An 11,721-nucleotide genomic window follows, 5' to 3' on the forward strand; every position below is an offset into this window, starting at 1 on the left:
TCCGGCTGGCCTGACACCGTTGATAGGCGAGGAAATTGACGGTCGATGCTCGTTGATCGATGCGAGCCCATTGCTTGGCTGCGGTAGCAGATCTTTTTTCATGGGTTTGCTGGCTCCCGCGGCACGCTTCGCTCGCGCCGCGGCCTGAAATACAGAGCCAGGTCGCGGAAGGACTGGTTCATCATCACCGCCACCAGAAGCATCACGCCGATGATCAGGTTCGACCAGTTCCGGTCAATCTGGGTGAAGTAGATGCCCTGGCTGACGATGGCGAAGGTGATGGTGCCGACGAAGACACCCACGACCGACCCGAAACCACCGGTCAGCAGCACGCCGCCCACGACCACGGACACGATGGCGTTGAAGATAAAGCTCATGCCACCGGAGACCTGGGCGGAATTGAACAGGATCGCCTGACAGATGCCGACAAAGGTGGCGCTGACTGCGGACAACACAAACAGCGCAATGGTCACGCGGTCTGTCGGAATGCCGGCATTGCGGGCGCTGACGCGGTCGCCGCCCATGGCAAATAGCCAGTTGCCGTAACGGGTCTTGTGCAGAACGAAGCCTGTGATAGCAGCGAAGGCGACCCACCAGATTATGATGATCTGGTGACTGCCGCCGATCAACTGTCCAAAGAGGAATTTCGCCCAGTCCGGCGCGGTCAGGGCAACGCTGGCATTGCCGGTCAGAAGCACCGAAGCACTGAGCACCACCCCCTGCATAGCGACCAGCGTGGCCAGCGTGATGATCAGTGAGGGCACGGAGGTACGGATCGTCAGCAGACCGTTGACCAGGCCTACCGCCACGCCGACTGCCAGCGCTCCAGCTATCCCTACCCCTATTGGCAGTCCGTAGTAACCGGTGAGTATGGCAGTTGTCATCGAACCAACTGGGATCAGAGCGCCGATGGAAATGTCGAGTTCACCTGAGATCATCAGCAGCCCGACGGGAATGGCGACGATGCCGAGATTGGCCGCGAAATTGACCCAACTCGCCGCTCCAACGAGCGTACCCAGATTGGCGCCGCCGAATAGAACGAAGAACAGCACCACGCCAATAAGACTGAGGATCGAGCCGGCTTCGGGACGGCGCAGCACGGATTTGATCACGTCCATCACGGCTGCTTTCCTCTCTTCGAAGAATAGCTGAGCGCCAATTGCCGGAAGGTGTCGTTTGTCAGCACCGCGATCAAAAGAAGCGCGCCGATTATGATGCTTCCGATGTTGGGATCCAGGCTGGTGAAGTAGATGCCCTGGTTCACTATCGAGAAGGTAATCGTGCCAAACACGATGCCAATGATCGAGCCGAAGCCACCCGTGAGCAGAACGCCCCCAATGACCACACACATGATGGAATTGAAGATAAAGGACTGACCAGCCAGAACCTGCGCGCTCTGATAGACCATCACCTCGCTGACCCCGACGAAAGCGGCACTGAAGCCGGATAGCATGAACAGACCGATGGTCAGCCGTTTGGTCGGAATGCCAACGTTGCGCGCGCTTTCCTTGTCGCCACCGAGTGCATAGATCCAGTTGCCCAGGGGGGAGATGTGCAACAGCCAGAACAGGCCAATCACGAACAGCACCCACCACAGGATCGTGACTTGGAACATGCCCCCGAGATAGTCGCCGAAGATTGCCTTGGTAAGCGGGTCTGGCACCAGTGACACGCCGGTGCTGCCGGCGATCTTGACGGTGAGACCTAGCGTCAGGCCCATCGTGAGGAACATGGTGCCGATTGTGATTATGAGTGACGGGATGGTCGTTCTCGTCACGAAGAGCCCGTTGAGGAGGCCGACAGCGAGGCCGAGGCCAAGCGCGGCCGTTATGCCAAGCCAGTCGGGCAGCCCATAGTGACCCGAGATGATGGCAGCGGTAAGCGACGCTGCGGGGATCACGGCGCCGACCGAGATGTCGAGTTCCCCGGCGATCATCAGCAACCCTATCGGCATGGCGATGATCCCAATCTCGGACGCGATGTTCAACCAGCTGGCCGTACCGGCTGCCGATAGGAAGCCGCTTCCGCCGAACAGGCCAAAGAAAAGCAGAACCGCGACCAGGCCGAGGAACGAGCCCGACTCTGGTCGACGCGCCAGCCGGCCGAGGGCGAGTCCGGACCGCATGGGGTCCGCCGCCTGGATCGATGTGGAAGTCACGGGATGTGCCATTGGGTAATCCGCGAGCCGGCGGCCAGCCACGATGAGGCCGCCGCAGGGAGATGGAATGGCCGCCCCCGCTCCATGCGAGGGCGGCACTGAACAAAGGGGCTATCGCGTCCCGGCTTTCACACCAGCGATGGTGGCATCTACGGAAGCCTTGTCGATGATGCCGGGTCCAGTCAGGATCTCACGAGTGGGCACCGTGAGGCCGTAGTTTACATTGCCGTTCAGGATCGCCACGGCGAGGTAGCCCTGCAGGTAGCCCTGCTGATCAATCGCGCAGGCCTGTTTGCCATCCTTGATGTTGTTCAGGATCGTCTCGTCGAAGTTGATGCCGCAGAGACGAACCTTATCACTTTTTCCGGCCTGGGTGAGGCCGTTCATGGCGGAGTTGGCGTCAACGTTACCGATGGTGAACACGGCGGTCACGTCCGAGTGCTGCAACAAATAGGCCTTCACAGCCTGCGCAACAGCTGTAGCTGAACCGAACGACGTGGCGGGCAAGGGCAACACGTCGGCCTCGCCGCCGCCATTCTTCATTCCCTCTTTGAAGCCACCACAATAAGCTTCGATGTTGGCGGCACCCGGGAGGGTGTTAATGCAGACACCTTTCTTGCTGCCGGCTTTGGCCAGGTACTCGCCGCCCGCGACGCCACCCTTGTAGTCGTCAGAGCCGACGTAGTTCAGCGCGCCGAGGCGATCGGCCGCCTTCAACCCGCCAGCATTGTAGATGACCAGGGGAATGCCGGCATCCTTGACGGCCTTGAACGCAGGATCCATTGCTTCTGGCACCCAGTCCGGACCGACAATGGCATCGGCTTTCTGGTCGATGGCTTGGCGGATCAGCTCAGCGGCGTCGACGCCCAGATTGTCATAGTTCTGCGGCCCGAGCCAAGTGACCTTGCCACCCTGGGCCTCGACAACTTTGCCAGCGTCTTCGGCGCCTCGCTTGACGATCGACCAGAACGGATCGTCCGGTTTGCCGCCGATGACGAAGATATTGGCGGCGAGCGTCGCGCCGGTACTGAACCCGATTAGCACCGCTGTCGACACAAGCGTCTTGAAAAGATTCATAGTCTTCCTCCCATTTGCCCCTTGGGGCTTTTCAACTAAAATTCTGGCTGTCCCGGGCCCGCTCCTCACGGGCACAGTCGAAACAGCGATTGGTTCATCATTCCGCCGGCATTCCAGATGCGGGATCGCTGCTGCCTTCCTGCTGGCTCCGCATTTTTTCCTTCTTCTTGCGGAAGCGGGCCTTCATGGCCTCGTCGGCTTCCTTGCTGCCGTCGTGCCAAGTTCCGAACAGCTTATCGAGGGGTACCAGCCCATCGCCGCCGTAATTCACCTCGAAATACTTGTGGTGCAGGTAGTGCACGTAGGAATGGCTATCGAGCTTAAACTTGTCGGTGATTTCGAATGTCTCGAAACCGAGATGACCGTTCACTGCCCCAAATCCCGCTCCGTGCAGCGTGAAGTAGGCGCAGACCGGGTTGGATGGGATCAACAGGTGCAGCCAGGCTTCGGCATGATAGAGGAAGCCTTCGACTGGGTGCATCGACAGCGACGACCAGGGACTTGGATTGATCGAGTTATGGTGGACCGAATGCACCCATTTGTAGAGCGGCGGCCAATGGATTGCCCGGTGAAGGAAGAAGAAATAGACCTCATGCACGGCCGGCGCGATAAGCACCAGGAACGAGAGGTAAAGCCAATTCGTCGTCCATGGCAGCCAGACCGCCCAGCTGTTTGCATAGACCCACAGCATCACGATCTCGACCACTGTCCATAGTGGTATCGTGGCGAAAAACGAGCGGGTGAAATTGTCGATGTTCTGGCTTTGAAACCAAAACACGTCAGACGGCGCGTCCGAAGGGAATTTTGGATTATATTTGAAGCGGTTCTGTTGCTTGCGCTGGAAGTAATAGCGCAGCTCGAAGAAGCCGTAGAAGAAGAATATGCCGGCGGCGTTTAGGCCGTATAGCCAGAAGTAGTTGAGAACTGACAAGGTCGCGAGGCTCTGCCAGCTTGGGATAAGGAAGTTCACCCAAATAATCGACGTGGCAATATGAAAGGCGTTCCACGGCCAAAGAAATTCAGGAATCCACGCCACCACCTTCTTTGCATTGAACGGACGATGCCACATCGGCGCCGGCTCGGCCCGGCGATGCGGAGCCCAGTTACCGCGTTTATCGCGCGTTCCATACTGAAGGTCATCCATCGTAACAGCGCCTCCCTGCGGAGCTATTCCCAACTGGGCTCGTCAAAACATCGGCCCTCAATTGGGTGGCATTCATATCGGAGGCTTGATATTTCTAGAAGGCGAAAATAGTATCAAAGCGACATTTGTATCATTTAATATCAGTCATGATGATATAGATGGGATGGAGCTCATGAGGCGACCGACAATCCACGATCTCGCTACTGCGGCAGGCGTTTCGGTGGCGACCGTGAATCGAATTCTAAGTGGCACCGTTTCAGTACGCCCGAAGACCGTCCAACGAGTACAAAGCGCAGCGGAGGAAATTGGGTTTTACGGAATCGGAGCCATTGATGATCGGGCTCGTAAAATATCTCCACACTACCGATTGGGCTTCCTGCTTCAGCAGTCGACCCGTGATCTCTACCAATTGTTCGGGAAGAAGATTATTGCCGCCTGTCGCGAGCGTCGCGACGAGGTCATCGATCCAATAGTCGACTTCGTGGATCTGCTGACGCCGGAGACAATCGCGAGCCGTCTGATTGCGCTGGGCGATTCATGCGACGCCGTTGCGGTGGTCGCGGCAGATCATCCCATCATTGGCCAGGCCATCCGTTCGCTGAAGGAGATGGGCAAACCGGTTGTCTCCTACATCACGGATCAGTCCGCGCCGGAAAGGGCCGCATATGTAGGCACCGACAACTGGAAGCTGGGGCGCACTGCAGCCTTCCTGATTACCCAAACCACTCACGGCCCGGGTCGTATAGCGGTTTTCATAGGCAACCACCGGTATCAATGCCAGGATGTGTCAGACGCCAGTTTCCGTTCCTATTTGCGCGAGCACGCTCCACGGCTAGCGGTAGAGGAAAGCCGTCCGACCCACGAGGAAGCCAGTGAGGCCTATCGAATGGTGACTGAGCTTCTGAAATCGACTGACGATCTTGTCGGAATTCTGATCGTCGGCGGCGGAATAACTGGTGTACTTCGTGCCTTGAGGGAGGTGTCTCCTGAGCGGCGGTCCGGTATCAAAGTAGTATGCCGTGACATTGGACCCGAAACTCGAAAGGGACTGTCTGAGGGCCTGATCACTGCAGCTCTTTGCCACCCGCTCGAATCGACCTCGGCCCTTCTTGTCCAAACGATGATCGATGTCATTGGACCGCAAGCACCATTTGCCACCCTTCAGCGATCCATACCTTTTGAAATCGTCACGCCGGAGAATATCTGACGCAGATGTCAGCTACTGGCGCGGGCGTCCTGCGACCCGATAAGGATGTCCGCTTTCAGGTGACGCACAAACGGACCTCAACGGCTATATTTGGGCGCGAAGCGGCTATGCCCTGCTTCACCTGCGAGTCTGCTTCGGGTCAGATCGCGTCATCGAACCTTCGAAACTGAACGACCGCCAAGGTATCGAATTCGGTCGTTCAGAGTGGGTTTGAAGCAAATCAGAAATTCTGCTGACCCATGGCCTTTTCGATCAGCTTGTCGATCGATACCGCCAGCACGAGAAGCAGTCCCGTCACGATGAGGCGAACGTAGTTCTCGACGCCCATCAGGTTGAGCCCGTTCTGGACTGTTCCGATAACAAGCGCGCCCAACAGGGCCGCGTGAATGGAGCCGCGGCCGCCGAACAGGCTGACGCCGCCGATGACGGTGGCGGCAATTGATTCCAGCAGCAGCGTGCCGCCCCCTACTCCGCCACCGGAGAAGACGCCAACGCCTAGTGCCCGCGACGCGCCCAGTACGCCAGCCAGCGCAGCGATAGCGCCGGCAATAGCGAAGGCCGCCATCTTGATGCGCGCAACCTTGACGCCGGCCCGTCGCGCAGCCTCGTCATTGTTGCCGACCGCATAAAGATAGAGGCCGAACCGGGTTTCCTTGAGGATATACCCGCCTATCCCGAGCAGGATCGCAAAGATCAAAACCACGACTGGTATGCCCTGATGTGCGTTGAGGATCATCACGACGATGGCGCCAAAAATCGCGGCCGCGCCGAGCGGCAGCACAAATCGGCTGAACAGGGAAGCTTCCAGACCGGCGCGCTTTCTGCGGGCAATGCCCGACAGGACCAGAGCGGCAAACGCGACGAGCCCAATCGCCAGCGCGCTCCATGACGTGATCCCCGAAATCTTAGTCTCTGCAATCTTGTCGATACCGGTTCCCATCAAACCGTAGCGGGCGGTCGGAGGCAAAAGCACGAGTTGCAAGCCATTGAGAGCCAGTCCGAGCCCCAGCGTCACCACGAAGGACGGTACGCCGACAAACGTGACCCAGCGCGCCGAAAAGCTGCCGATAGCAGCACCCATTATGATTGCGACCGTCACCGCCAGCCAGGGCGAAACGCCGTAGTCGACAACCAGCTTGGCCATCAGGACCGATGTCACGCCGTTGATCGCTGCGACCGACAAGTCGATTTCCTTGACCAGCAGCACGAACATCAGACCGATCGCCATGATGCCCACAACCGTGCTCTGGACGAGCAGGTTCGACAGGTTCTGCGGTGTCAGGAAGACATTGCTCTGGAGCGCGAAGAACACCCACAGCGCCACCAGCCCGATTATGACGGGCAGCGCACGCATGTCGCTGTTGAGCACTTCGCCGATGGTGCGGCGTTTGACGTCACCGGAAGCGGCGGCCGAGTTTGCCATTCTTGACGTATCCTTCTGATACTTTTCGCCCCGCGGGGCTCAGCCAGCGAGGTTGACTGCCTCGTTGCCACCGACCATCGCGTTGACCACTTGCTCGCCTGTCACTTCACTCGATTTAAAACTCGCGACGTTCGCGCCCAGGCGCATGACCTCTATGCGGTCGGTGGCGTTGACGACGAAATTGTGGATGTCGTGGCTAACCACGACTATGCCGAGCCCTTCGTCGGCCAACGTGCGGACCAGGGCCGAGACCTGTTCGGCTGCGGAGTGGCTGAGTGCGGCTGTCGGCTCGTCGAATATGACGACCTTCGGCGTCCACAGAATGGAACGTGCGATGGCTATGTTCTGTCGCTGGCCGCCAGACATTGCTCCGACAGGACGCGTCAGTGACAGCTGGCCGAGTCGCATGCGCGTCAGCACCTCGCGGGCACGAACTTCGCACTCCGCACGCCGGATCCGTCGGCCGAACCATGTCGGACCGGTCAGCTCGCGCCCGAGAAACAGGTTCTGCACGGCGTCCAGATTGTTGCAGAGCGCTAGATCCTGATAGACGGTCTGGATCCCAAGGGCAGTGGCGTCGGCAGGATTGCCGATTTTCGCCGGTTGGCCTTCGATGGTGTACTCTCCAGAGTCGAAGCCGAAGACGCCCGCCATGATCTTGACGAGCGTGGACTTGCCGGCGCCGTTGTCGCCGACCAGGGCGACCACCTCGCCGGCGTGGACGTCCACCGAAGCCCCCTGAAGAGCATGGACCGACCCGAACGACTTACGGATATTGCGCATCGAAATTAGCGGCGTGGATTTATGCGCCGCACGAACATCGGCGCCGCCGCGGGTTGCTGCCGCTTTGACCATCAGGCTCCTCCCATCAGGTGACCGAAGGACAGCGAGCGCCGCTGTCCTTCGGTCGATCTCGCTATTTGTTGTTCTTCTTGCAGACTTCGGTGTCTTCGATGCCCTTGCAGATTTCTGGCCAGGTCCAGACGCCGGCGGTGACGACGTCCGAGAGATTATCCAAGGTGATGTTCTTCACCGGCAGGAAGACAGCCGGCACATCCATGAACTTGTTGTTCACTTTGCCGTTGATCAGATCCTTTGGCACTCCTTTGCCATTCAGGATCGAAGCCACGACGTCCGCCGCATAGGTCGCTTCAACCTTGAGATCCTTGAGCACGGAGTTGTCCTGCCATCCCTGTGCGACGTACCGCAACGCTTCAACGGTCGCGTCCTGTCCGCCGGTCACCAGCTTGTCGCCAGGCTTGGCCCCCTGGCTGATCAGAGCGGCAACCGAGCCTCCGGTGGTACCGTCATTCATGCCGAGGAAGACATCGACATCACCGCCATTGCGGGTCAGGCAGTCTTCGGCGAAAGATTGAGCCAGCGCCGGATCCCAGTTCTGCGTGTACTGCTCGCAGACGACCTTCACCTTGCCGGAATCGATCAACGGCTGAAGGAATTCGTTCTGGCCCTTTTCATACTGGCCTGTACCGTATTCGCCCTCATTACCCTTCACGCGCGCAACCTTGACCGGCGACTTCTTCATTGCGCTGATCAGCTCGGCGGCGCGCTTGCCTTGGGCTTGGCCAACTGACAATGAGTCGAAGACGACGTGCGCTTCGGCCTTGCCGCCGACCGCGTCGTGATCATAAAGGACCACCGGCACCTTCGCATCAGCTGCCGCCTTAAGACTGCCAGCGGCGAGGTTTGCGTCCGTCGCCGCGAGCACGATCACGCTGGCGCCTTGGGTGATGGCGTCTTCGACCAGCCGCTGCTGCCGCGCCGGATCCCCCTCGCCATTCTGCACGGTCACCTGAGCGTTCGGCGCCTTCTCCTTCATTGCCGCGACAAAGAACGGCGCGTCCCGGCTTGTGAAGCGAATTGTCGTGGTATTCGGCAGTAAAAAGAACACTTTCTTGGCATCTTGAGCATGTGCCGCCGCCAAGGCGCTTGCCATAGCGGTTGCCGTCAGAAATGCGGTCAGAAGTCGCTTCATAGTTTCCTCCCATGGAATACTCAGTTCGCCCCCCTTCACGACGGCACGGGGCACCCCCGAACCGGTTTAAGGATAGGCTGCAACGAAAATTGCAAGATATAAATATTCCGCAATGAACGATGTGTCAACGATGCGACAATGAAATCTTTGCATTGTGCGAAACGCGCAATTTCTATTGCGACATCCAGGCTCGACTGCACCTGGCGCGCTTGGTTCGCAACCGGAATGCCAAGGACGCGGAACGCCCGGGTTGTTGTCGGGGAACCGCTACTGCCCGGTGACGGTGGGTATGCGCGGACTGACAGCGTTGTTCTGCAGTCGCGCCGCGAGTGCAACCGTCAGCGCCTGGGCGAGGCACATTGGGGCGGCAAGCGAACGGGAAAAGGTATATTCATGCTCCGGTACGGCGAAGAGAACACTGGCGTTCTTGGCTAGCGGAGACAGCGTGCTGTCGGAAATAGCAATTATCGGAACTTCGCTGCGAGCGGCCTCTTCCACGACATTGACCACTTCATTGGCGTAGAAGCGAAAGGACACGGCAAACAAGACATCGGTCTTGCGGATCATGCGCGCCATATGCGTAGCAAGTCCGCCGCCGGGATCAAGCAGCACGCAACGTTTGCCCAGCATCGTCAAGATATAGCGGAGAAGTTCGACCACAGGCGTCGATCGCAACTGCCCGATCAGGTAGATCGCGTCGGCCTTTTCGAGAAGGGTCACTGCCTTGGCCAGATCCTCGGGTGGTATCTGTGTCAGCATGTCCTGAAGCGAGGCAATGTCGCGAACCACGAGGTCGCGCATGAATCCGACTTCGCTACGATCTGTTCGCGCTCCCAATTCGCCTTCCAGCGCCTTGATACGAGCCTCGAAGCCGGGCGCGGCGGTCGACAGGCGCTTCTGAAAGAGAGACTGGAGTTCCTTGAAGCCTTCATAACCGAGCGCCTGCGCAAAGCGCACGAAGCTTGAGGCATGCACTCCGCTGCTATCCCCAATTGCATTCACCGACCTGACAGCAACGTCGTTAGGATTCTGGGTGAGATAGAGCGCGATCTTCTGGTAGGATTTGCTCATTTCGTCGTAGCGGTCGTGGATGAGCCGGATGAGCTCTTCATAGTCACGCGGCGCTTCAGCGGTCGGTTTCATGTTGCACTCTTTCGCAATATTCATTGCACAATGACGCGTCTGCGTCGATTCTGCTAGTGAAATCAGGTGCAACATTGTTTAAGCAAAAGCGCGTGCATGTTGGCGATCAAGCCCGAGCCGCATCATGACCTAGATGCCGAAATCGGGAGGACAATCAACGCGCGAAGATGCTTCGTGCGAGGCCGTCCCTTGCTACCGACGTGAGGGTCGACCGGTCTTCACGCTGTTGCGGCTCGCCCCATCTGATTCACTGTCGGCAATCAGCGAAAGGTAGCGCTCGAGAGCCTTCGAGAACTTGGCTTGCCAGATCTCATGCGCAGTGCGGAGATCTCCGTCGCGCAAGCTTTCGAGTAGCTTGACGACATACTTCTCGGCGTCGCCCTTTCGGTCTGTATAGACAACGCCCAACTGATGGTTGAAGCGCCTCACATCTGCGGTCAGCTCGGAAAAGTAGCGGATGGTCCGCTGCAATCCCGTCGCGTCAATGATCGCTTGCTGGAACTCAAGATCGTTGCGAACGGTCTCGACCTGGCTATCGAGGTTAGCAAACTTGACGGCATTCTCAGCCAATTTTTCGAGACGCTTGAGGTCAACCGAAGCTAGGCGACCTGGTTCCGCGAGCAGATGGTCCAGGGCAATTTTTCCTAGGGCCATCCGGATATTGTAGACTTCGATGACGCTGTCTGCGTCCACCGCCCTGACAGATGCTCCCTTGTTCCGCTTGATCTCGACGAACCCCTCGCGAGCAAGCAGGCGCAATGCTTCCCGGACCGGATGCCGGGAGACGTTCAACATGTCGGTAAGCTGTTGCTCGACGAGCCGGTCGCCGGGCTTGAAGTGCCCGGCAATGATCGCGTTCCGGATTTGCTCCGCAGCGAACTGCGTGCTTTCCATCTGCGTCATGGGAGCCAGAATGGCGCCTGTTTCATTCGCGTGTCGCATCAAGATCCTCATAAGGCGACCGCAGGAGATCGGCTGCACAGGCATTCGGAATGTAGACTATATACGAATGCGATAATCTAATGAGAAGCCTGCCACTAAGCTATCCTTACGGAATAAGTGGAAAACGTTCTGTCCCGCCTGACTTGCCGTTAGAGCGAGACCACCAGGTTCTTCGCCGGAAGGGAGCCAGCACCACGATACGCAGTGAGCTCTATTTCGAAGAGATACTCAGGTCCGCCCAACGGACCACAGCTGACGCAGCTTGCCGGAGAGATGTCCCGGAACTTCTCGCCCATATAGGCCATGACTTCCGGGACGTCTTCCTGGCGCGGAATGAAGATGCGTCGCCGCACAACATCCGCAAGGCTGCTGCCGACCGCCTCAAGCGCGCCTTCGACGTTCTTCATCGCTTGCCTTGCCTGCTCGACGGCCGTCTTAGGCATCACACGGTCTTGTAGTCGCGTCCTGCGGTCAGGGACATGAAGATCCAGTTGTCGAGGGCGACGATCCGCGAATAGCCTTCCTTCTCTTCCAGGATGCTGCCGGACTTTAGAGCGGCGGACTTTCATGTGAGTCCATACCCTGCGGCTGCGAAGTAATTTCTGCATTCTGTTGGAGAGAAGAGATTGCAGAT

Annotated in this window: 11 protein-coding genes; 1 reads left to right on the forward strand and 10 read right to left on the reverse strand. The window is 58.4% G+C overall.

Annotation, left to right across the window (positions count from 1 at the left end; genetic code table 11):
- Window positions 1-98: 98 nt before the first annotated feature.
- The 4 genes from NKH16_RS30950 to NKH16_RS30965 all read right to left on the reverse strand — a co-directional run bounded on the left by NKH16_RS30950 (window position 99) and on the right by NKH16_RS30965 (window position 4,379).
- Window positions 99-1,118 (reverse strand): ABC transporter permease, encoded by a 1,020-nt coding sequence (locus tag NKH16_RS30950; protein ID WP_352742224.1) that lies wholly within the window; start codon window positions 1,116-1,118, stop codon window positions 99-101.
- Window positions 1,118-2,125 (reverse strand): ABC transporter permease, encoded by a 1,008-nt coding sequence (locus NKH16_RS30955; protein WP_352742226.1) that lies wholly within the window; start codon window positions 2,123-2,125, stop codon window positions 1,118-1,120. Before NKH16_RS30955 ends, NKH16_RS30950 begins: the two co-directional genes overlap by 1 nt.
- Before the next feature lie 144 nt (window positions 2,126-2,269).
- Complete coding sequence (locus NKH16_RS30960; RefSeq protein WP_352741901.1) at window positions 2,270-3,235, reverse strand: sugar ABC transporter substrate-binding protein; 966 nt, start codon at window positions 3,233-3,235, stop codon at window positions 2,270-2,272.
- A 97-nt stretch (window positions 3,236-3,332) separates the two neighbouring features.
- Entirely contained in the window at window positions 3,333-4,379 is a 1,047-nt protein-coding gene (locus NKH16_RS30965) for a sterol desaturase family protein (protein WP_352741903.1), read from the reverse strand.
- Between the two features lie 172 nt (window positions 4,380-4,551).
- Between NKH16_RS30965 and NKH16_RS30970 the strand changes: the two genes are divergently transcribed.
- Window positions 4,552-5,586: a LacI family DNA-binding transcriptional regulator gene (locus NKH16_RS30970; RefSeq protein ID WP_352704986.1), complete on the forward strand. Its 1,035-nt coding sequence runs from the start codon at window positions 4,552-4,554 to the stop codon at window positions 5,584-5,586.
- 220 nt (window positions 5,587-5,806) lie between these two features.
- Here the strand turns inward: NKH16_RS30970 and NKH16_RS30975 are convergent, their stop codons facing one another.
- The 6 genes from NKH16_RS30975 to NKH16_RS31000 form a co-directional block, all read right to left on the reverse strand.
- Entirely contained in the window at window positions 5,807-7,009 is a 1,203-nt protein-coding gene (locus NKH16_RS30975) for a sugar ABC transporter permease (protein WP_352741905.1), read from the reverse strand.
- 39 nt (window positions 7,010-7,048) lie between these two features.
- Window positions 7,049-7,864 (reverse strand): ATP-binding cassette domain-containing protein, encoded by an 816-nt coding sequence (locus NKH16_RS30980; protein ID WP_023718640.1) that lies wholly within the window; start codon window positions 7,862-7,864, stop codon window positions 7,049-7,051.
- Between the two features lie 61 nt (window positions 7,865-7,925).
- Window positions 7,926-8,951, reverse strand: a complete 1,026-nt coding sequence (locus NKH16_RS30985) for an ABC transporter substrate-binding protein (protein ID WP_352903360.1) — start codon at window positions 8,949-8,951, stop codon at window positions 7,926-7,928.
- 318 nt (window positions 8,952-9,269) lie between these two features.
- Window positions 9,270-10,220 carry a MurR/RpiR family transcriptional regulator gene (locus NKH16_RS30990; RefSeq protein ID WP_245278568.1) on the reverse strand — a complete coding sequence of 317 codons (951 nt, stop codon included), beginning with the start codon at window positions 10,218-10,220 and terminating at the stop codon, window positions 9,270-9,272.
- Window positions 10,221-10,337: 117 nt separating this feature from the next.
- Complete coding sequence (locus NKH16_RS30995; protein ID WP_051409654.1) at window positions 10,338-11,087, reverse strand: GntR family transcriptional regulator; 750 nt, start codon at window positions 11,085-11,087, stop codon at window positions 10,338-10,340.
- Window positions 11,088-11,236: 149 nt separating this feature from the next.
- Window positions 11,237-11,494: a Rid family hydrolase gene (locus tag NKH16_RS31000; protein ID WP_352741910.1), complete on the reverse strand. Its 258-nt coding sequence runs from the start codon at window positions 11,492-11,494 to the stop codon at window positions 11,237-11,239.
- Between the last annotated feature and the right edge of the window lie 227 nt (window positions 11,495-11,721).

Source organism: Mesorhizobium sp. M1307 (genome assembly GCF_040318155.1).
In the GTDB taxonomy this organism is placed as follows: Bacteria; Pseudomonadota; Alphaproteobacteria; order Rhizobiales; family Rhizobiaceae; genus Mesorhizobium.

Coding starts and splice junctions, on each gene's coding strand:
- NKH16_RS30950 (WP_352742224.1), bottom strand. CDS start 1,118: ATGGACGTGATCAAATCCGTGCTGCGCCGTCCCGAAGCCGGCTCGATC.
- NKH16_RS30955 (WP_352742226.1), bottom strand. CDS start 2,125: ATGCGGTCCGGACTCGCCCTCGGCCGGCTGGCGCGTCGACCAGAGTCG.
- NKH16_RS30960 (WP_352741901.1), bottom strand. CDS start 3,235: ATGAATCTTTTCAAGACGCTTGTGTCGACAGCGGTGCTAATCGGGTTC.
- NKH16_RS30965 (WP_352741903.1), bottom strand. CDS start 4,379: ATGGATGACCTTCAGTATGGAACGCGCGATAAACGCGGTAACTGGGCT.
- NKH16_RS30970 (WP_352704986.1), top strand. CDS start 4,552: ATGAGGCGACCGACAATCCACGATCTCGCTACTGCGGCAGGCGTTTCG.
- NKH16_RS30975 (WP_352741905.1), bottom strand. CDS start 7,009: ATGGCAAACTCGGCCGCCGCTTCCGGTGACGTCAAACGCCGCACCATC.
- NKH16_RS30980 (WP_023718640.1), bottom strand. CDS start 7,864: ATGGTCAAAGCGGCAGCAACCCGCGGCGGCGCCGATGTTCGTGCGGCG.
- NKH16_RS30990 (WP_245278568.1), bottom strand. CDS start 10,220: ATGTTGCACCTGATTTCACTAGCAGAATCGACGCAGACGCGTCATTGT.
- NKH16_RS30995 (WP_051409654.1), bottom strand. CDS start 11,087: ATGCGACACGCGAATGAAACAGGCGCCATTCTGGCTCCCATGACGCAG.
- NKH16_RS31000 (WP_352741910.1), bottom strand. CDS start 11,494: ATGAAGAACGTCGAAGGCGCGCTTGAGGCGGTCGGCAGCAGCCTTGCG.